18 protein-coding genes and 1 pseudogene are annotated in these 21,332 nt (G+C 52.8%); 2 read left to right on the forward strand and 17 right to left on the reverse strand.

The genetic code is table 11. From position 1 onward, the window contains the following. Positions 1-13 precede the first annotated feature (13 nt). The 15 genes from atpD to ravA form a co-directional block, all read right to left on the reverse strand. A complete protein-coding gene (atpD, locus tag F7Q90_RS13610) occupies positions 14-1,411 on the reverse strand; it encodes a F0F1 ATP synthase subunit beta (RefSeq protein WP_006121202.1) in 1,398 nt (465 codons plus the stop codon). A gap of 30 nt (positions 1,412-1,441) precedes the next feature. After that, entirely contained in the window at positions 1,442-2,308 is an 867-nt protein-coding gene (gene atpG / locus F7Q90_RS13615) for a F0F1 ATP synthase subunit gamma (RefSeq protein WP_006121201.1), read from the reverse strand. 52 nt (positions 2,309-2,360) lie between these two features. Further along, on the reverse strand, positions 2,361-3,902 hold the full coding sequence (gene atpA, locus F7Q90_RS13620; protein ID WP_006121200.1) for a F0F1 ATP synthase subunit alpha: 1,542 nt from the start codon (positions 3,900-3,902) through the stop codon (positions 2,361-2,363). Positions 3,903-3,916: 14 nt separating this feature from the next. After that, on the reverse strand, positions 3,917-4,450 hold the full coding sequence (gene atpH / locus F7Q90_RS13625; RefSeq protein WP_006121199.1) for a F0F1 ATP synthase subunit delta: 534 nt from the start codon (positions 4,448-4,450) through the stop codon (positions 3,917-3,919). A gap of 14 nt (positions 4,451-4,464) precedes the next feature. Continuing rightward, on the reverse strand, positions 4,465-4,935 hold the full coding sequence (gene atpF, locus F7Q90_RS13630) for a F0F1 ATP synthase subunit B (RefSeq protein WP_006121198.1): 471 nt from the start codon (positions 4,933-4,935) through the stop codon (positions 4,465-4,467). A gap of 102 nt (positions 4,936-5,037) precedes the next feature. After that, positions 5,038-5,277 carry a F0F1 ATP synthase subunit C gene (gene atpE, locus F7Q90_RS13635; RefSeq protein ID WP_003849523.1) on the reverse strand — a complete coding sequence of 80 codons (240 nt, stop codon included), beginning with the start codon at positions 5,275-5,277 and terminating at the stop codon, positions 5,038-5,040. A gap of 48 nt (positions 5,278-5,325) precedes the next feature. Continuing rightward, positions 5,326-6,144 carry a F0F1 ATP synthase subunit A gene (gene atpB, locus F7Q90_RS13640; RefSeq protein ID WP_006121197.1) on the reverse strand — a complete coding sequence of 273 codons (819 nt, stop codon included), beginning with the start codon at positions 6,142-6,144 and terminating at the stop codon, positions 5,326-5,328. Between the two features lie 8 nt (positions 6,145-6,152). Next, entirely contained in the window at positions 6,153-6,536 is a 384-nt protein-coding gene (gene atpI, locus F7Q90_RS13645) for a F0F1 ATP synthase subunit I (RefSeq protein ID WP_006121196.1), read from the reverse strand. Positions 6,537-7,214: 678 nt separating this feature from the next. Continuing rightward, on the reverse strand, positions 7,215-7,832 hold the full coding sequence (gene rsmG, locus F7Q90_RS13650) for a 16S rRNA (guanine(527)-N(7))-methyltransferase RsmG (protein WP_006121195.1): 618 nt from the start codon (positions 7,830-7,832) through the stop codon (positions 7,215-7,217). Positions 7,833-7,879: 47 nt separating this feature from the next. Beyond that, positions 7,880-9,769 carry a tRNA uridine-5-carboxymethylaminomethyl(34) synthesis enzyme MnmG gene (gene mnmG, locus F7Q90_RS13655; protein WP_006121194.1) on the reverse strand — a complete coding sequence of 630 codons (1,890 nt, stop codon included), beginning with the start codon at positions 9,767-9,769 and terminating at the stop codon, positions 7,880-7,882. Positions 9,770-10,199: 430 nt separating this feature from the next. Then, entirely contained in the window at positions 10,200-10,640 is a 441-nt protein-coding gene (mioC, locus tag F7Q90_RS13660; RefSeq protein WP_006121193.1) for an FMN-binding protein MioC, read from the reverse strand. Between the two features lie 154 nt (positions 10,641-10,794). Then, the gene (asnC, locus tag F7Q90_RS13665) at positions 10,795-11,256 is read right to left on the reverse strand and encodes a transcriptional regulator AsnC (RefSeq protein ID WP_006121192.1); all 462 of its coding nucleotides are present in this window, start codon (positions 11,254-11,256) and stop codon (positions 10,795-10,797) included. A 103-nt stretch (positions 11,257-11,359) separates the two neighbouring features. Then, the gene (gene ovoA / locus F7Q90_RS13670; protein WP_006121191.1) at positions 11,360-13,498 is read right to left on the reverse strand and encodes a 5-histidylcysteine sulfoxide synthase; all 2,139 of its coding nucleotides are present in this window, start codon (positions 13,496-13,498) and stop codon (positions 11,360-11,362) included. A gap of 74 nt (positions 13,499-13,572) precedes the next feature. Then, entirely contained in the window at positions 13,573-15,033 is a 1,461-nt protein-coding gene (viaA, locus tag F7Q90_RS13675; protein WP_006121190.1) for an ATPase RavA stimulator ViaA, read from the reverse strand. After that, positions 15,030-16,526: an ATPase RavA gene (gene ravA / locus F7Q90_RS13680; RefSeq protein ID WP_006121189.1), complete on the reverse strand. Its 1,497-nt coding sequence runs from the start codon at positions 16,524-16,526 to the stop codon at positions 15,030-15,032. Before ravA ends, viaA begins: the two co-directional genes overlap by 4 nt. 271 nt (positions 16,527-16,797) lie before the next feature. Between ravA and kup the strand changes: the two genes are divergently transcribed. After that, a complete protein-coding gene (gene kup / locus F7Q90_RS13685) occupies positions 16,798-18,666 on the forward strand; it encodes a low affinity potassium transporter Kup (RefSeq protein WP_006121188.1) in 1,869 nt (622 codons plus the stop codon). A gap of 32 nt (positions 18,667-18,698) precedes the next feature. Here kup and qseC read toward each other — a convergent pair. Beyond that, positions 18,699-20,035: pseudogene (gene qseC / locus F7Q90_RS13690) on the reverse strand (quorum sensing histidine kinase QseC). Beyond that, positions 20,023-20,694, reverse strand: a complete 672-nt coding sequence (qseB, locus tag F7Q90_RS13695) for a quorum sensing response regulator transcription factor QseB (RefSeq protein ID WP_006121187.1) — start codon at positions 20,692-20,694, stop codon at positions 20,023-20,025. Before qseB ends, qseC begins: the two are co-directional and overlap by 13 nt. A gap of 160 nt (positions 20,695-20,854) precedes the next feature. Between qseB and F7Q90_RS13700 the strand changes: the two genes are divergently transcribed. Next, positions 20,855-21,256 (forward strand): YgiW/YdeI family stress tolerance OB fold protein, encoded by a 402-nt coding sequence (locus F7Q90_RS13700; RefSeq protein WP_006121186.1) that lies wholly within the window; start codon positions 20,855-20,857, stop codon positions 21,254-21,256. Positions 21,257-21,332 lie beyond the last annotated feature (76 nt).

Raw genomic sequence — 21,332 nt, forward strand, 5'->3', positions numbered from 1 at the left:
TGGGAAACCGTTATTACAGTTTCTTCGCTTTTTCGACCGCTTCTTCGATGGCACCAACCATGTAGAAGGCCTGCTCTGGCAGGTGGTCAAATTCACCTTCCATGATGCCTTTAAAGCCACGGATGGTGTCTTTCAGCGTCACGTATTTACCTGGAGAACCGGTGAACACTTCTGCTACGAAGAACGGCTGAGACAGGAAGCGCTGAATCTTACGCGCACGTGCCACCAGCAGTTTGTCTTCTTCAGACAGTTCGTCCATACCCAGGATGGCGATAATGTCTTTCAGTTCCTGATAACGCTGCAGCAGTGACTGTACGCCACGTGCAACATCGTAGTGCTCCTGACCCACAACCAGTGGATCCAGCTGACGGCTGGTTGAGTCCAGCGGATCAACGGCTGGGTAGATACCCAGAGAGGCGATCTGACGGCTCAGGGTGACTGTTGAGTCTAAGTGAGCAAAGGTGGTTGCCGGTGACGGGTCAGTCAGGTCATCCGCAGGGACGTAAACGGCCTGTACGGAGGTGATTGAACCGGTTTTGGTGGAGGTAATACGCTCCTGCAACACACCCATCTCTTCTGCCAGCGTTGGCTGATAACCTACCGCAGATGGCATACGACCCAGCAGTGCAGAGACTTCTGTACCGGCCAGGGTATAACGGTAGATGTTGTCGATGAACAGCAGAACGTCACGGCCTTCATCACGGAATTTCTCCGCCATGGTCAGACCGGTCAGTGCAACGCGCAGACGGTTACCCGGCGGCTCGTTCATCTGGCCATACACCAGCGCAACTTTGTCGATAACGTTGGAGTCAGTCATTTCGTGGTAGAAGTCGTTACCCTCACGAGTACGCTCACCCACGCCGGCAAATACCGAGTAACCTGAGTGCTCAGCCGCAATGTTACGGATCAGCTCCATCATGTTTACGGTTTTACCCACACCCGCACCACCGAACAGACCGACTTTACCGCCCTTCGCGAACGGACACATCAGGTCGATAACCTTGATGCCGGTTTCCAGCAGTTCCTGCGAGTTAGACTGCTCTTCATAAGAAGGCGCAGGGCGGTGAATAGAGGAAACCTCTACTGCACTGCCATCTTCTTCTTTCAGGTCGCCTTTCATGTCGATAGGCTCGCCCAGCACGTTCATGATACGGCCGAGGGTTGCTTTACCAACCGGTACCTGGATCGGTTTTTTCAGGTCGGCAACTTCCAGACCGCGCTTCAGGCCGTCAGAAGTACCCATGGCGATAGTACGCACTACGCCACCACCCAGCTGCTGCTGAACTTCAAGCACCAGACGAGCATCACCATTCTTAACCTCAAGAGCGCTGTACACTTGCGGTACTGCATCCTGAGGGAATTCGACGTCAACTACGGCGCCGATAATCTGGACAATCTTTCCAGCTGCCATCTTGAATCCTCTACCTAATTCCAAACCTGGTTAAACCGCGGAGGCTCCCGAGACGATCTCGGTAAGTTCCTGGGTGATGCTGGCCTGACGAGCTTTGTTGTAAACCAACTGCAGCTCTTTGATCAGATTTCCGCCGTTATCGGTTGCAGCTTTCATCGCCACCATACGTGCGGCCTGCTCACTGGCCAGGTTTTCCACCACACCCTGATAAACCTGCGATTCGACATAGCGACGCAGCAGCGTATCCAGCAGCGCTTTCGGATCGGGCTCGTACAGGTAATCCCAGGTCTTCGCCTTCATCTCTTCTTCACCTTCCGCTGGCGGTAACGGCAGCAGTTGGGTAATGGTCGGAGTCTGAGACATGGTGTTGTTGAACTTGTTGTTAACAATGTACAGCTTGTCGATACGGCCTTCATCGTAGGCCTGCAACATCACTTTTACTGGGCCAATAAGATCAGACAGCGCAGGCTTATCGCCCATGCCAGTGACCTGTGCCACTACATTGCCACCAACAGCGCCGAAGAATGACACGCCTTTCGATCCCACAATGGCCAGATCGCTCTGTACGCCTTTGTCGGACCAGGCCTTCATCTCTGCCAGCAATTTTTTGAACAGGTTAACGTTCAAACCACCACAAAGCCCGCGGTCAGTCGAAACGACCAGGTAGCCGACGCGCTTAACGTCGCGCTCATCCAGGTAAGGGTGCTTGTATTCCAGATTGCCTAACGCAAGGTGACCAATCACTTTGCGCATGGTATCTGCATACGGACGGCTGGCCGCCATGCGTTCCTGCGTTTTACGCATTTTGGAGGCGGCGACCATTTCCATCGCTTTGGTGATCTTCTGCGTATTTTTTACGCTTCCAATCTTGGTACGTATTTCTTTTGCGCCGGCCATTAGCTTCTCCTCAAAGCCTTGCGGCCTGCCTTTTCAGACAAGCCGCCAGACATTACCAGGACTGGGTTGCTTTAAACGTCTCAAGGAGGCCTTTCAGCTTCTCTTCGATGTCGTTATTGAAGTTACCAGACTGGTTGATTTCAGCCATCAGCTCGGCGTGATCGCGATCTGCGAACGCCAGCAGAGCCGCTTCGAAGCTACCAATTTTTGCCAGCTCAACGTCGTTCAGATAGCCGCGTTCCGCTGCGAAAAGAACCAGCCCCTGTTGCGCGACAGACATCGGCGCATACTGTTTCTGCTTCAGCAGCTCGGTCACTTTCTGACCGTGGCTCAGCTGTTTACGGGTTGCATCGTCCAGATCAGACGCAAACTGGGAGAATGCAGCCAGTTCACGGTACTGTGCCAGCGCGGTACGAATACCACCGGACAGTTTCTTGATGATCTTGGTCTGAGCAGCACCACCTACACGGGATACAGAGATACCCGGGTTAACAGCCGGACGGATACCGGAGTTGAACAGGTTAGATTCCAGGAAGATCTGACCATCAGTAATCGAGATTACGTTGGTCGGAACGAACGCAGAAACGTCACCCGCCTGAGTTTCGATGATAGGCAGTGCGGTCAGAGAACCGGTCTGGCCTTTTACTTCACCATTGGTGAAGCGCTCAACGTAGTCAGCGCTAACGCGTGATGCACGCTCCAGCAGGCGAGAGTGGAGATAGAACACGTCGCCCGGGAATGCTTCACGACCTGGTGGACGGCGCAGCAGCAGAGAAATCTGACGGTATGCAACAGCCTGCTTAGACAGATCATCGTATACGATCAGCGCATCTTCACCGCGGTCACGGAAGTATTCGCCCATGGCGCAACCCGCATACGGAGCCAGGTACTGCAGTGCAGCAGACTCAGATGCAGAAGCCACAACAACGATGGTGTTAGACAGCGCACCGTGTTCTTCCAGTTTACGTACCACGTTAGAAATGGTTGACGCTTTCTGACCAATCGCAACGTAGACACACGTGATGCCTGAATCACGCTGGTTGATGATGGCGTCGATTGCCATCGCGGTTTTACCGGTCTGACGGTCACCGATGATCAGCTCACGCTGGCCACGGCCGATTGGAATCATCGCATCGACAGATTTGTAACCCGTCTGAACAGGCTGGTCTACGGACTGACGATCGATAACACCGGGTGCAATCACTTCGACTGGCGAGAAGCCGTCGTTGTCGATTGCGCCTTTACCGTCGATAGGTGCACCCAGGGTGTTCACCACGCGGCCCAGCAGGCCACGGCCAACCGGTACTTCCAGAATACGGCCAGTACACTTGACCTTCATGCCTTCGGCCAGGTCAGCATACGGACCCATCACCACGGCACCTACAGAGTCACGCTCGAGGTTCAGGGCGATAGCGTAACGGTTTCCCGGCAGGGAAATCATCTCACCCTGCATTACATCGGCCAGGCCGTGTACGCGGATGATACCGTCACTTACAGAAACAATAGTACCTTCATTGTGAGCTTCGCTCACGACATTGAACTGAGCAATGCGCTGCTTGATCAGTTCGCTGATTTCGGTGGAATTCAGTTGCATATGCTCCAGTCCCCTTAAGACTGCAAGACGTCTGCCAGACGGTCAAGACGGCCGCGTACGCTGCCATCAATCACCAGATCACCCGAACGGATGATCACGCCTGCCATCACAGACTTATCAATTTTGCAATTCAGCTTAACTTTGCGTGACAGACGTTTTTCCATCGCGGCGCTGATTTTAGTCAGCTGGTCGTCACTCAGCGTGCTGGCAGAAATGACATCCACTTCGGCCGTCGCTTCATACGCGTCCCGAAGTTGAATGAATTGCGCCAGTACAGCTGGAAGCGCTGTCAAACGTCCGTTTTCCGCCATCACCTTAATCAGGTTCTGCGCGGGTTCATCCAGTTGATCACCACAGACTGCGTTAAACGAGGCAGCCAACGCTTCAGGTGCTAACGCACCGGAAAGCAGGTCAGCCATCTGTTCATTGGCAGCCACTTCTGCGGCAAACGCCAGCATCTTTTGCCAGCGTTCAATACTTTGATGCTCAACAGCAAAGTCAAAAGCTGCTTTGGCGTAGGGGCGAGCTACAGTAATCAGATCAGACATCAGCCCCTCCCTCCTTACAGTTCAGCGACCAGTTTATCAACGATGTCGCTGTTAGCAGCTTCATCCACGGAACGTTCGATGATCTTCTCGGCGCCAGCCATTGCCAGCAACGCGACTTGCTTACGCAGTTCTTCACGTGCACGTTTACGCTCGGCGTCAATTTCAGCCTGCGCTTGTGCCACGATGCGAGTACGTTCGTTATCAGCTTCAGTCTTGGCTTCGTCCAGAATCTGCGTGCGACGCTTGTTCGCCTGCTCGATAATGACCTGAGCTTCCTCTTTCGCTTTTTTCAGCTGGTCGGTCGCATTAGCCTGCGCGAGATACAAATCTTTCTTCGCGCGTTCAGCAGAAGCAAGGCCTTCAGCAATTTCTTTCTGGCGCTTTTCGATGGCAGCCATAATCGGCGGCCATACGTACTTCATGCAGAACGCGACAAACAGGATGAACGCGATGGCCTGGCCGAGGATTGTTGCATTAATGTTCACAGCACAATGCCTCTAATTAAGTAGTAAACTTTTCTGCCGCTATCAGTGATAAACGGCAGAATCCGTTCACGCCTGCGCCGGGCGCAGAGTGAACACAGGGCTTTAGGCGACAGCAAACATCACGTAGAGGCCCAGACCAACAGCGATCATTGGGATTGCATCCACCAGACCCATTACAACAAAGAACTGCGTGCGCAGCAGAGGAATCAGGTCAGGCTGACGAGCAGCGCCTTCCAGGAATTTTCCTCCGAGGATGCCGATACCGATCGCAGCACCGATTGCCGCCAGTCCCATCATCACAGCGGCAGCCATGTACAGCAGATCCATATTCAGGTTTTCCATGACAGTCTCCAGTTTGTTTCAGTTAAACGCGTATTTTTGAGAAAAAAATCAATGTTCTTCAGATGCCATCGACAGATAGACAATCGTGAGGACCATGAAGATGAAAGCCTGTAGCGAAATGATCAGGATGTGGAAAATGGCCCACGGCACATTCAGAACCCACTGTGACCACCACGGCAACAGACCGGCAATAAGGATAAAGATCAGTTCACCCGCATACATGTTACCGAACAGTCGCAGACCGAGAGAAACCGGTTTGGACAGCAGGCTAACACCTTCCAGAATCAGGTTGATGGGGATAAAGATCGGGTGATTAAAAGGCTGCAGCGTCAGCTCTTTCGTGAAGCCGCCAATGCCTTTCATTTTGATGCTGTAGAACAGAATCAAAATAAAGACGCCCAACGCCATAGATAACGTGATGTTCACGTCTGCGGACGGCACAACGCGAAGCGCTGGCAGGCCTAACCAATGCTCACCGATATACGGCAGCAGATCGATTGGCAGCAGATCCATGAAGTTCATCAGGAAGACCCAGACAAAAATTGTCAGAGCCAGCGGGGCGATAAGTTTACTTTTACCGTGATACATGTCGCGCACGTTGCTATCAACGAAACCGACAACCAGCTCGATAGCCGCCTGCATTTTCCCTGGCACACCGCTGGTGACGCTTTTCGCCACGCTACGGAACAACACCAAGAAGATAACTCCCAGCACCAGAGAGAAAAACATGGAATCGATATTTAATACCCAGAACGACGCGGGAGCGTCGTGAGCATTCACTAACTCGAAGTTACGCAGGTCCAACTGAAGATGAGTCAGGTGGTGACCAATGTACTCTTGCGGAGTAGAGATTTCTCCTGCAGCCATGATGCCTCTTACCCTTTGTTGTTAATTACCGCCGGTGCCAACATCTGTACGACCAGCACCGATAACCAGGCTACTCCGACCGGCCAAAAGACCGCATCGAATACACCCAACGCCACAATGAGCAAAATAATGGTCGCGAACACTTTGGCTATTTCACCCAAAGCAAAGCTCCATGCGACGCGCCCCGATGCCGGGGTTTGCCCTTGCAGGCGCCAGGCTATAAACAAGAACAACACGTTCGGCAGCCAGGCTGCCACGCCGCCAGCAAGTGCAGAGGCGCCCCAGGTCATATCTTTCAGGGCAAAAAAGAGAACACCGACGATGACAATGGTCACTAACTGAATCATCAGCACCGTTCGGGCGTATTTTACACTGTAAAGAGACACTGACATGACGCTGATACTCTCCTACCCCTTTAGGGGTATGTCGCGTGTCGTATAAGACTGCCTTTGTGCATTTGAGTCAAGTAGCAAAAGCCGTGCAAATTATACGGGCCGCACCTGTGATTTCAATCGTTAAGTGAACAATTATCTAAATTTCTTTCCGAAAGACTATTTTTCCAAAGATAGAGAGCCGGTCGTTACGAATTACACGCCGAAAAGTTCGGTCGTCATGCTGTTTTAAAGCGTGCTTTAGATCACATAATAAGCATTCGCACCGTAGCCGGTTTTATCGTCCCGTAATTACCTGAGCTAAGAACCAATAAATAAACCCTTTATGGACAGTCACTTAAAAATAATTACCGCCTCATTTTTTCGTAATGGCGATAAAAAGGGTCTATTGACATCGAAGACGGGTTCAGAATCGTAAAATGCTTATTCCCCGTGACCACATTTCATTGCCGTTTAACCGGATAATGGGTGATTCACACCTGGAAAATTCCAGGAATGCGTGATTATTTTGATAAAAAGTTGTGAAGTAAAAGTTAAATGTGAAAAAGTTTTTCAGATAATTTCCGCGTGGGTATTTAACATTGCGAGGTGAAATAACCGATGAGACAAATGTCGCCCTACCGCATCTTTGGTAACACATGCACCATGCCTCGTCGTCGCGCACGGTGCAAACTTCAGCTATTCACGTCCGATAATGACCAGGTGACGTTCACCCTCAAGCTGGGGTACCCGCAATGCAACCACGCTATCAAGCGCATAGCCCGCAGGCAGGTTGGCAATTTCATCATCAGGCCGTACGCCTTTAAGAGCATAAAAGTGGCCGTCTTCCGCCGGTAAGTGGTGGCACCAGCTCACCATATCGTCCAGGGAGGCAAAGGCACGGCTGATGACGCCGTCAAATGGCGGCTCTGCAGGAAAGTCCTCTACCCTGCTCTGCACTGGCGTGATATTGGTCAAACCGAGTTCATGCTGGACCTGCCGTAAAAAACGCACACGCTTACCGAGGCTGTCCAGTAAAGTGAAATGCGCATCAGGCATGACGATGGACAGAGGAATACCAGGTAAGCCCGGCCCTGTCCCGACATCGATAAAGCGGGCACCTTTAAGATGCGGCGCAACCACAATGCTGTCCAGAATATGGCGCACCAGCATCTGCTGGGGATCCCGTACGGACGTCAGATTGTAGGCTTTATTCCATTTATCCAGCAGCCCGACGTAGGCTACCAGTTGCTGTTTTTGTTGATCGGTAAGAGAAATGTTTGCCGCTTGCAGCAGCGAAGTGAGTTTGTTGATCACAGCATAAGTCCAGTCAGCGGGGGCGGGTAAGCCCGCCCCGGTTCAGATCAGGCGCTTTTGCGCAACAGACCTTGTTTTTTCAGGTAAATAAGTAAAATCGAAATTGCCGCAGGCGTAATGCCTGAAATGCGTGACGCCTGACCAATTGACGTGGGTTTATGATCGTTCAGCTTGGCGATAACTTCATTGGACAGACTGCTGACCTGACGATAATCCAGCGTCGCAGGCAGTAATGTATTTTCGTTACGCAGCTGACGTTCAATCTCTTCCTGCTGGCGCGCAATATAACCTTCGTATTTCACCTGGATTTCGACCTGCTCAGCAGCCTGCTCATCGGTTAACGCCGGGCCAAATGCTTCCAGCGTCATCAGTTTCAGGTAGGTCATTTCAGGACGACGGAGCAAATCTTCACCGCTGGCTTCTTTCGTCAACGGTGCGCTGGTTACGGTATTCACGTCGGCGATGTTTGCGGATTTAGGATGGACCCAAATATCACGCAGTCGCTGACGCTCCTGCTCGATCGCTTCCAGCTTCTGGTTAAAGCGCGCCCAGCGCGCATCGTCCACCAGACCGAGTTCGCGACCCGTTTCCGTCAGACGCAAATCGGCGTTGTCTTCACGCAGCATCAAACGGTATTCAGCACGCGAGGTAAACATGCGATACGGTTCTTTGGTGCCGAGCGTACAAAGATCGTCCACCAGCACGCCCAGATAGGCCTGGTCACGACGTGGCGCCCAGCTGTCCTTATCAGCAGACTGTCTTGCCGCATTCAGGCCTGCCAGCAAGCCCTGGGCCGCCGCTTCTTCGTAACCGGTGGTGCCGTTGATCTGGCCAGCAAAGAACAGACCGGCAATAAATTTGCTTTCCAGCGTGGGTTTCAGATCACGTGGGTCAAAAAAATCATACTCAATGGCATAGCCCGGGCGCACGATTTTTGCATTTTCCATACCCTGCATAGAACGTACGATCTGCATCTGCACATCGAATGGCAGGCTGGTGGAGATACCGTTCGGGTAGATCTCGTTACTGGTCAGCCCTTCAGGCTCAAGGAAAATCTGATGCGAATTGCGATCGGCAAAGCGCATGACTTTGTCTTCAATCGAAGGGCAATAGCGTGGGCCGATCCCTTCGATGATCCCGGCATACATCGGGCTACGATCGAGGTTATTGCGGATCACATCATGCGTTTTTTCATTGGTATAGGTGATCCAGCACGGAACCTGCTGAGGATGCTGTGACGCGCTTCCCATGAACGAAAACACAGGCATGGGGTTGTCACCATGCTGCAGCGATAACACGCTGAAGTCGATGCTACGTGCGTCAATACGCGGCGGTGTGCCGGTTTTCAGACGATTAACACGTAAGGGTAACGCCCGCAGACGTTTCGCCAGCGGGATAGAAGGGGGATCACCCGCGCGTCCACCGCTGTAGTTATCCAGCCCGATATGAATTTTCCCGTCAAGGAACGTGCCCACGGTTAACACAACGGTTTTGGCACGGAACTTCAGGCCCATTTGCGTCACAGCACCGACGACACGATCGTTTTCAACGATGAGATCATCGACGGCCTGCTGGAAGATCATCAGGTTGGGCTGATTCTCCAGTGCTGTACGCACAGCCTGACGGTAAAGCACGCGGTCGGCCTGCGCACGCGTTGCCCGAACAGCAGGGCCTTTACTGGCGTTTAGTATCCTAAACTGAATGCCGGCCTGGTCGATCGCGCTGGCCATCAAACCGCCTAAGGCATCCACTTCCTTTACCAAATGTCCTTTGCCGATACCACCGATCGCCGGATTGCAGGACATTTGTCCCAGCGTATCAATGTTATGGGTCAGTAACAGGGTTTGCTGACCCATTCGGGCTGCTGACATGGCAGCTTCCGTGCCCGCATGACCACCACCAATAACGATGACGTCAAAAGGATCTTGATAAAACATGAAGTGGTACCTCGTTGATGAATAGTCAGAGATCGTTCTCTCTGGGCGGTGGATTCTACTGAAATTATGGCTGAGGCGAAAGCAGCGGGATCGTCAGGTTTAAAAGATAAGATCTTTATTCTTTATTGATCTCTCTGTTAGATCTCTTATTAGGATCGCCATGCCTTGTGGATATCTGCGGAAACCTCAAAGGAAACAAGTCGGTAGCGAGGATCGTTACCTGTGAATGATCGGTGATCCCGATCCGTATAAGCTGGGATCAAAACAGGTCCTTATCCACAGATCAGAAAGTAAACTACGGTTGTTCTTTGGATAACTACCGGTTATACGCAGAAAAGCAGGGTAGTTATCCACAAAAAAAACAGCAGGATCCGACGAAAAACAATATTATCTGCTGGGGATCGTCATTATTTCACGATCCCACACCCGCTCAGATCGCGGATTTCCAGGTCATCACCCATTCTTCAGCCGGATCTTCAGGGATCTCATGTTCGAGAATGTCGATTTCCAGTCGTTCACCGATACGCTGCGCGCCGCAGGCAATCAGCAGAGCATCAATATTGCGGATGGCGCCACAAAACAGATCGTACTCATGATTGCCAATGCCGACAGCCCCAAAACGGACGGCAGACAGATCGGGACGGCTTTCATTAATAGCATCATAAAAAGGTTGCAGATTGTCAGGTAACTCACCGGCGCCGTGGGTTGAACTTACCACCAGCCAGATGCCTTCCTGCGGCACCTCTCCCAGCTCAGGGCCATGCAGCATCTGCGTAGAGAAGCCCGCTTCCTGCAGTTTTTCTTCGAGATGTTCGGCAACATATTCGGCGCTGCCTAAGGTGCTGCCACTGATTAACGTAATGTCGGCCATCGTGCTCTCCTGAGGTGAAGCCGGTATTGTACGCTGTGATCAAGCAGTGATCCACCTGTGGAAAACAAGGTTATTAGTTTAGATAAACCCGATACAGCCGTTGTCAGACGGCTGATCGTCAAAGGATAAGATTGTGCACAAGCCGGTGGAAAGATCAGGGCTTGATGGTTCGCATAATTGGATTTTGCAGTGAGATCAGTGTCTCAGTGGACTGGATTTCGTCGATGGTCTGGATCTTATTGATTAACACCTGCTGCAGGGCATCGATAGAACGACACATGACTTTAATGAAAATACTGTAGTGCCCGGTGGTGTACCAGGCTTCCACGACCTCATCCAGGGCTTCAAGCTTGCTGAGGGCTGCCGGGTAATCACGGGCGCTTTTCAGGATAATGCCGATAAAACAGCAGACATCAAAACCCAGCTGACGCGGGTCAATCTCGACCCGCGTGCCCAGAATGATGCCCGCCTGTTTCATCTTTTCGACGCGTACATGAATCGTTCCCGGACTGACATTGAACTGTTTGGCCAGCTCGGCGTAGGCGGTTCGCGCATTTTCCAGCAGGGCATTCAGAATGCCCCGGTCCAGATTATCCAGCTGCAGATGGTCAGGCATTGTCATCCTCGTTATCGTTTTTCTTCAATGAACTGAGGAGAATGTGCAGCAAAATAACGGCCCTGGCAACCAACGGACAGCGGCATGTGCCGCTGTCCACGGGTTAACGCTTACGCCAGAGCGTGACCTGGGCAAGCGTGTGCTGGAACTTACGGGCGGTTTCACGAATCACAAACGGCACGTCCTGTGGCGAACCGATTGGCTCAAAGTCTGCCGCCAGCAGGCGTTGTAGCGCCTGTAAGGTCGTCAGCGCTTCGCCATTTTCCCTTACCCCGCCCAACCAGTTTTCCTTCGGCGTAAACTCTTCAAGCCAGGTGTACGGCGATGACAGAACCAGAAGGCCACCCGAGCGGATCATGGGGGTGACATCATGAAGGAACCGGGCCGGCTGGCGCAGGCGATCAATCAGATTTGATGCCAGGACCAGATCGTAACGTGTAGGCTGGGGTTTCATATTACAGGCATCACCCTGGATAAACTGAATACGCTTTGCCTGTTCGCTGGTAACAGAAAAGTCCTTAAGCCTTACCTGACGATACTCAACCAACTCGCCTTCTTCCGGCACGACATAACGGAAATCCTCACCCGTGGTCAGCTGTAACGCGACATCAATAAAGCGTGCCGAGTAATCCATGCCGGTCACATGCGCAAAGTGACGTGCCAGCTCAAAGCTCGCGCGGCCCGTCGCGCAGCCGATATCCAGTGCCTCTCCGTGGTGCTTACAGTGCGGCAGCGCCAGTTTGACCAGCGCTTCTGCATAGTTATCAACGCCGAAATACTGTGGGCCGTACTGGAAATCGAGATATTGTGAAACCATGCTGTCGGTTTCATAAGGGTTCAGCGCCATGGTTTCCTGATGGGAAGAAACGACATAGCGGAAGCCGGCATGCTGGAAAAAGTGGCGACGGAAGGCATAACGTGACGATTTAATGGCTTCATTGCCAGTCGATATCCAACTGCCACCTTTAATAAGTGAATGCTTACCATCAAAGGTAGGTGTCGAGAAATCATCGTAAAGGGGGTGAACTTTGAAGCCTTCAAAGCCATTGGTTGGCGTAGTCGTCCACTGCCAGACGTTCCCCACGATGTCAAAGAACTCACCCTGTGGGAAGCGATCAACCGGACAGGATGAAGCCCAGTAGGCCAGGTTTATGTTGCCCGGCGCCTGATCCCAGTCTGGCTGGTCGCCTTCAACCTGTTCACGCAACTGGTACCATTCTGCTTCGCAAGGCAACTGCACAGATTTTCCGGTTTCCTCGGCTTTCCAGCGGCAAAACGCGGCCGCTTCCAACTGATTCACCTCAGCAGGCCAGTCCCATGGCATTGCCACTTCTTCGCACATCAAACGCAGTTTTAGCTGATCGGGCATCGCGGCGTTGCCGACCCAGAAGGTCGGCATTGTCGCCCTGGCAAACTTACGCCAGCCCAGCCCTTCTTCATCCCACCAGCGATCGTTCTGGTAACCGCCCGCCTCGATAAAGGTATAAAACTCGGCATTACTGACCAGCATTTTACTGGCTTTAAACGGTTTCAGCTCGGTCTGCTGCGTGCCGTATTCGTTGTCCCAGCCGTAGGTGTCATCGGTTTTACCCAGCGTAATCAGTCCGCCTGGCTGAGAAACCAGGCTGTTTGTCGGGACGGACTGGCGATCGTGACGCGCTTCGCTGCAGACCGGCCATTGTGGTTGCGGTTTTACCCATTCAACCGGTAACTGACGAATCAGTACGCTGGATGTTTCAAGATGAATACGTTCATGCTCAATGCCCATCAAAATAACCCAGGCCGGACTGTCCCAGCTAACAGGCAATTCCAGCGGCATCGTTTCAATAAACTGCGTCACCAGTGCTTTCACACTGCCGCGATAATCGCGTACAGCTTCCACTGAAGGCCAGTCATAGTGACTGTCATTAAGATCATCCCAGCTCATTTCATCGACGCCTATTGCCAGCATCGCTTCGATGCGATCGTCAATACGTGAGTCGATGTAGCGGCCTGCCATGAGCTTGTTTATATAAAAGGTGGCGGTGTGGCCGAAATAGAAGATCAGCGGATGACGCAGCGGTATCGCTTTTGTAAACCAGGCGCGTTGATCGTTGAGGCAGGTAAACAGATCCTCGTACAGCGCCCAGGTCTGGTTGAAATAAGCCAGGAGCTCGGCACGTTTTTGTTCGACGTTTTGGCCAGAGAGCAGCAATGTTCGGGTTGGGGCTGGCAAATCATGATGGTGTTGAACAGCGTTCACAGGGCACTCCAGATTGCTGAATAAGTAATTGCAGATATTTACTATAAAGCAAAATGGAATTTCTGCCGTAGGGCTTAACGGCGCCAGTGACGCAATAAACGGCTTTTTATGCCGGTATCAAAACGCCAGATATGGTCAAAGATACGCATGATGCCGGGTTTTCCGTGCGCAGACATGGCCACAGCGTGAAAGCGTTGCTGCTGCTGTTGCTGGCGATGTTTAACGCTGCGCACAACCTCATCTGGCAGGCGTTGCGCGATAAAATCAGACACGATGACGGCATCCGCATCCTGCCATTGCGGCCCTTCCATGCGGGCAATGACGGCGGAAAGGCAGGCTGCCAGGTCGGTGCCACCGCGAAAACGCTGGCTGAGAAAACGAATGGCCTGCTCCAGTCCGTCATCGCCCGTTAATTCGTAACCAATTACGTCATGCGCGAATAACATGATGTAACAGCGCCGCCGATCGGCCAGCGCAATCTTGAGAAGGGCCAGGCAAAAGGCTTTTGCACATCGCTCATTGAAACCGCCCATCGAGCCGGACGTATCGACACAAACGATAAAGGGGCCACGTGGCTGTTCTTCATGCTGCTGGTGGCTGACCGGACGCTGAGTGATCTTTTCGTGCCAGGCGTCACCCTGAAGTTTGTAAGTAAGTAATCGCTTCTCTACCAGGCGTCGGTAAAACTCAAGTTCCAGTTCACTGACGCTTAATGCCGCAAGCTCGGGCGGTAATAAACGCAGCACATCATCGCTCTGATGAATACCGCTGACTTCTTCCGGCACGGCATCCGGTTCGCGTACCAGATGATGGAATGTTTCCAGCGGGGCATCCTGTGAAGGCACCGACTTTGCTTCCCGGCTGCGGCCCAGTTGCTGAGCCAGCTTCATTAATTCAGGCTGCTGCGCAAGAAAATCCCCGTATTGCAGCATCAACTGGTAATCGCCGTGCTGGAGCGGGGCCTTGCCCATATCCCACAAGCGTCCGGCTGCGGCCTCGTCATCATCCGCCAGTACCGGCGCCAGCTGCCCGCTCAGTGCCATACGTTGCTGCAATTCTGCCATCAGACGTTCACGCTGCTGCTCAAGGAGTTGTTCATTAAGCGTGAGCGTTTGCAGTGTGAGGCTGAGCCGCCAGCGTTGCAGGAATAAGGTATGTTGTGCGGTGCTGAGATTACCGGGATCGTTATGCAGCAGCAGCCGTCGAGCTTTCTCTAAGAAAGGGGACGTCAGGCGTTCGAGGTGAGCAAGCGTTTCATCAAGCTGCTGGCTAAATTCACGATCGCTGAGTAACTGAATACGCTGAAACAGCTGAAATTCTTCCGCCAGCATGTCGGGAACGGGCGTGGCTTTGAGTTCGGCGTCAATCTCGGCTTTCCAGCGAGGGACGTCACGTAGCAGCGCCTTCTTCATACCGGGGAATTTTTCAAAGAAAAGCGCCAGCTGTGGAGACGCGAGTAAGGCCAGAATAAGCTCTTCAATCAGGTCCGTTTCGCCGATTGACAGCAATGTACTCAGCGTCTCCAGTGAGATCATTTACGCGCCTGTTTGAGCTGTTCCGCCACATCCTGCAGGCTGGTTTCGACGCGTGCCAGACAGTCATCGCTGATAAACAGGCAACGTTGCTGCTGGCTGAAAAGGTGACGCTGTTGACGCAACTGGCCGTCAAGTTCATCCAGCGCGTCGCTGATTTCCTGCGGCAAGGCATCGGCGCTGCTGGCACCCGGCAATGTCAGCCTGGCGGTTTGCAAACTGACGTCGCGTATCGCCAGGCAGTGCTGCGCATCCACCAGCAAATCCAGCGTCTGCGCAAAACCGATGCCATTTAATTTACCGCGCACATCACCACCTTTTTGCAGCCAGTGATCCAGCGCTTCGCGCTCGATCACCAAATGCGTCACCTGCATGTCGTGCAGCACCAGGGGTTTCTGCAACATCAGGGTTAACTGTGCCTCGGTAAAGCTTTCGGGCAAATCGTAATGGGGTTTACGGCTAAACATACCGCTGTGTTTTTCCAGCGTGATTGCAGCAGCGACGCTTTGCTGCTGTTGCAACGCCAGCCGGCGCGCTTTGAGCTGCTGGAGTTTCAGCAGGATCGTTTGCTGTTGCCAGGCGTGCTGCGTCATCAACTGATCGATTTCACTGTCCAGAATTTTCATCGACGCGACGTCGTGCCACAGGCAGTCCTTAAGCAGGATCAGATCGAGGGGCGCTATCGCATTGCGGCCACTGTAAAAAGCGCTGGCCTGCAACAGGTGAATGGCTTTTTTCCAGCGGCGATCGGAAATGTAGGGTGCCTCTGGTAGCTTCTCCAGGTGCTGACGTAGCTGGTAAATCAGTTCAAAGACATTATCCGGCAACGCAACCTGACTGATGCCTTGCTGCCATTGCACATATTCTTCGTCACTGATGCGCAGCGACTTGGCTACCGGATTGTCATTTTCATCCTGCTGGTGGGTCAGCATGCTGCGGAAGTTTTGTTTTTCATGCACGTTGTCCAGCCACAGGCGGATCAACATACGGTCATACAGGGCTTCCAGTCCGCTGTCGGCTTCCGGTAACTCATTCGAGGCGGTGACCAGCAGGCGCATCGGAATTTTTTCTTCGCTATCGCCATTACGAAAGCGGCGTTCGTTGATGGCGGTGAGCAGCGTATTCAGGATGGCCGGGCCGGCTTTCCAGATCTCATCCAGAAAAACGATTTCAGCGTCCGGTAAATAACCTTTGGTCAGCCTCTGATAGCGGCCTTCATCTTTCAATGCCTGGATGGAAAGGGGACCAAAGACTTCTTCCGGTGTGGAGAAGCGGGTCATCAAATATTCAAAGGCACGGGCATGTTGAAAGGCGCATTTCAGTCGGCGGGCAATCAGGCTTTTTGCAATACCTGGCGGGCCAAGTAAAAAAACGCTTTCGCCGCTAAGTGCGGCCAGCAAACAAAGGCGAATGGCATGATGTCGCTCATACAAACCTTTTTCTAACGCATTGCTGAGACGAGAAATTCTTTCTGCCAAAAGATGGGGTTGAGCCATAATCACATCTATGTCCTTAAGATCGTCGAGCCGCAGCGTTTTAGCGAACGCAATACTCTATAGGGTATGATGCGCGAAAGCGTTAATCGATGTCAGCTTTTTTGTTTCATAAGGTTCGATAGCGCGGCTTTTAATGTTAATAAGAACGCAAGAAATCAGGGGATGACCGCCTGTAACCCTGACGGCGGAGTATAAATTTTCGTGAATACGTGCATACTGTGCGCTTTTTGATGGCTTGAGCGCCTCTCAGAATCTAACAAAAGATCATTTTATGAGCTCTGATAATAAGCACTCACTAGGCGGATTAACTCTGGCGGCTATTGGGGTCGTCTATGGCGATATCGGTACCAGCCCGCTTTATACCTTACGAGAATGTCTTTCGGGACAGTTTGGTTTTGGCGTTGAACGGGATGCCGTCTTTGGCTTTCTTTCGCTGATTTTCTGGCTGCTGGTGCTGGTGGTCTCGTTGAAATACATCAGCTACGTTATGCGTGCTGATAATGCCGGAGAAGGCGGTATTCTGACGCTGATGTCGTTGGCGGGCCGACATACGGGCGGGCGCATAACGGCAACGCTGGTAATTATGGGACTGATTGGCGGCAGCTTCTTCTATGGCGAAGTGGTGATTACGCCAGCCGTCTCCGTGCTGTCAGCGATTGAAGGGCTGGAAATCGCCGCGCCCAACCTGGACAGCTATATTGTTCCGCTGGCGATCACCGTGCTTACGCTGCTGTTTATTATCCAGAAACACGGTACAGGGATTGTCGGTAAACTGTTTGCGCCGGTCATGCTGCTGTGGTTTATCGTGCTGGCAATACTGGGCGCACGAAGCATTGCCAACAATCCTGAGGTACTCCAGGCGTTGAATCCTTACTGGGCGCTGCACTTCTTTGTGGAATATAAATCGGTGTCCTTCTTTGCGCTTGGCGCCGTTGTGCTGGCGATTACGGGCGTTGAAGCGCTGTATGCAGACATGGGGCACTTCGGTAAGTTTCCTATTCGCCTGGCGTGGTTTGTGGTGGTGCTGCCGTCGCTGGTGCTCAACTATTTTGGTCAGGGCGCGCTGTTGCTGAAACACCCGGAAGCGATCAAAAACCCGTTTTTCCTGCTGGCACCCGACTGGGCGCTTGTCCCCATGTTGATTCTGGCAACGTTAGCCACCGTCATCGCCTCGCAGGCGGTTATTTCCGGCGTATTCTCGTTAACCCGCCAGGCCGTGCGTCTCGGCTATCTGCCGCCCATGCGCATTGTTCATACCTCAGAAAAAGAGTCAGGCCAGATCTATATCCCAATCATTAACTGGCTGCTCTATTTCTCTGTGGTGATTGTGATTATTGGTTTTGAGCATTCGAGTAATCTCGCTGCGGCATACGGGATTGCGGTCACGGGCACAATGGTGCTGACCTCTGTGCTTTGCGCGACCGTCGCGATAATGAACTGGCACTGGAATCGCTATCTGGTTGGACTGATTTTGATTGCCATGCTGTGCATTGACGTATCCCTGTTCTCGGCCAACCTGATCAAGATTTTCTCCGGTGGCTGGCTGCCGCTGACTCTGGCATTGATGATGTTTATCGTGATGACGACATGGAAGAGTGAACGCTTCCGTTTGCTGCGTCGTATGCATGAACACGGCAACTCTCTGGAGGCAATGATTGCTTCTCTGGAAAAATCGCCGCCTGTGCGCGTGCCCGGAACGGCGGTTTATATGTCACGCGCACTAAATGTGATCCCTTTTGCCATGCTGCATAACCTCAAGCACAATAAGGTGCTGCACGAACGCGTGGTGTTATTAACACTGCGCACAGAAGACGCGCCCTATGTGCATAACGTCAGACGCGTGACTATCGAACAGTTGTCGCCGACCTTCTGGCGTGTGGTAGCCAGTTACGGCTGGCGTGAAACGCCAAACGTAGAGGAGATTTTCCATCGTTGTGGGTTGGAGGGACTGAACTGCCGCATGATGGAGACCTCATTCTTTATGTCTCATGAGTCGCTGATCATCGGCAAACGGCCATGGTATCTGCGACTGCGCGGCAAGCTGTTCATGACGCTACAGCGCAATGCGCTACGTGCGCCAGACCAGTTTGAGATTCCGCCCAACCGGGTGATTGAACTGGGTACCCAGGTCGAGATTTAACAGCGTGCGCCTGCCTGTCAGGCGCTTTTTTTTTACCAGCTCAGGCTGACGCACAGCCCGCCTTCCGGAAGCTGACTGAAGTGCAGCGTCATGCCATGTAACTGGGCAATATTGCGCACAATGGATAAACCTAATCCACTGCCGCTTTTCTCCTGCCCTAGCGGACGCCAGAAACGCTCACCCAGTCGTTGTAGCGCGTCGGGTGATAAACGGCTGCCGTTATCTTCCACTCGCAATCTTCCTGACTGAAGAATCAGATCTACGTTGCTGCCTGGCGGTGTATAACGAATGGCGTTATCAAGCAGATTCCTTATCAGCAAAGACAGCAGCAAGGGATGTCCCGAAATGACCGGATCGGCTTCAGCATTGAAGCGCAACCGGATATCACTTTTCTCTGCCAGCGGCAGCTGTGAGGCCAGGGTTTCCTGCGCCACTTTCTTCAGCATGACAGGCTGGAACGCGTTACGGGCATCCTCTGCTTCAATACGCGACAGCGTCAGTAACTGATCCACCAGACGTGTCGCCCGGACAATGCCCGCATCCAACTGCTGAAGTGCATGCGTGCGCATTGCCTCGTCATCGGCGGCCAGTTGGATGACCTCGCTTTGTACCTGCAGGGCCGCCAGCGGACTGCGTAATTCGTGCGCCGCATCGGACGTGAAGCGGCGTTCCCGCTGCACCATCGTATGAATTCGACCAAACAGCCCATTCAGCGCGTCAATGACCGGGCGCACCTTTTTCGGCACGCGGTCAGCCTGTAAAGGCGCATCATCATCAGGTGCGCGTTGAGCCAGTTGCTGGCTGAGCTTTTTTAGCGGGCGGAGTTCATACCAGACCAGGCCCGTTAACATCAGCAGCATAAAGGGGAGTGAAATCAGCCAGGGCAGCGTGCTGGTCTTCACGATATCGTTGGCCATGTCATCCCGGTATTCCCATTCCTGACCCACCACTACGCGGTAGCGTTGATCGGGCGTGGTCAGCCAGACTAACCGCCAGGGATCGTCATCGTCCCTGAGCTGACCATTCAGAAAGCCCTGATGATCGGCATTAAAGAGAAGATCTTTGCCGTTATCGCCATCGTTGAGGACCGGTTTTCCATCACGCGTAAAGACGGCAAAGGCCAGCGCATCATCATCCTGCCCCGGTTATGGGGCAGTATTTTTTTACTCCTGGGAAGCGAGGTTTCGTTCACTGAGGTGAAATTCAGCGTCAGCAGGCGCTTTGCAAGTAACAGTTGCTGCGTATCAAACAGCTCATTGATCGTTTCGCGCGTCTGGTAGCGAGCGCTCAGCGTGGCCGCTCCCCAGCAGATGCCGAGTATCAACATCAGGCCAATGCCCAGACGCAGGAATAAGCTCATCGATCGCATTCGCTTTCCCCCAGCGTATAGCCCACGCCGTGAATCGTGCGAATAAAGCGTTGGCCTAATTTCCTGCGCAGATGATGAATATGCACCTCCACCGCATTACTCGAAACCTCGGTATCCCAGGTGTAAAGTTTTTCTTCTAACTGGCTGCGCGTCAGCACGCGCCCCGGGTTACGCATAAACAGTTCCAGCAGCGCCATCTCGCGGCTTTTTAGTTCAACGCTGGCCCCGTTTTGTACCACGCTGAGGTTACCGGGGATCAATACGACATCGCCGTGACGCAGTTCGGGTTGCAGTTGCCCGTGGCGTCGTCGAATCAGTGCCTGTAAACGCGCGGCGACTTCGGTCAGCGCAAAGGGTTTGCACAGATAATCGTCCGCGCCCATCTGTAATCCTTCAACCCGTTGGTCGAGTGCATCGCGCGCCGTCAGAATGAGTACCGGGACATCGTAGCCCTGCTGACGCCACTGACGCAGAATGTCCAGCCCGTCACGCTCCGGCAGGGACAAATCAAGCACAACCGCATCCCACGGGGCGGCATTCAGGGCCTGAAATCCGGCCTCGCCTGAGACAAACCAGTCGACGCTAAACCCCAGCTTGCTGAGTCCAGCCTTAATGCCGTCGCCGATCAGGCGATCGTCCTCAATCAGTAAAATGCGCATCGTCTCTCCCTTTTAATAAGCGATTTATACGAAGCGAAATGGCGGTTGTACAGCGAGTCTGGCTAAAAAAAGAGGATATTTTCCCCTTAAGATCCTGTTAAGAACTGTGTGGTTTACTGCTTTCACTGAAAGAACGGATTCACAGACAAGAGGTGACGAAATGAAAAAGTATGCTGCACTTATCGCTGTAACACTGTTAGCGTCTGCGCCTGTACTGGCGGCACAACAAGGCGGTTTTGTTGACCCGAATGCGCCTGCACCGGCAGCACACACGCAGCAGGGTGGTTTTCACGCCGATCACACCAGCGTCGTGACGGTGAAGCAGGCTGAAGCGATGAAAGATGACAGCTGGATTACCGTAAGGGGTCAGCTTGAAAAACAAACGGGTAACGAAGATTATTTGTTCCGCGATGAAAGCGGCACAATGACGGTCGAGATCGACCATAAACGCTGGAATGGCGTCACGGTTTCGCCGAAAGATCGGGTTGAGCTGACAGGTGAACTGGATAAAGACTTCAACAGCATTGAACTGGATGTGAAACAGGTTAAGAAGCTTCCTTAATCTCCCGTGACCGGACCGTATTGACGGTCCGGTTTTCCTTTCAGAACAGTGCCTAACTCAAATTCCCTCCGGCAAT

The sequence above is a fragment of the Pantoea stewartii subsp. stewartii genome, assembly GCF_008801695.1.
GTDB lineage: Bacteria > Pseudomonadota > Gammaproteobacteria > Enterobacterales > Enterobacteriaceae > Pantoea > Pantoea stewartii.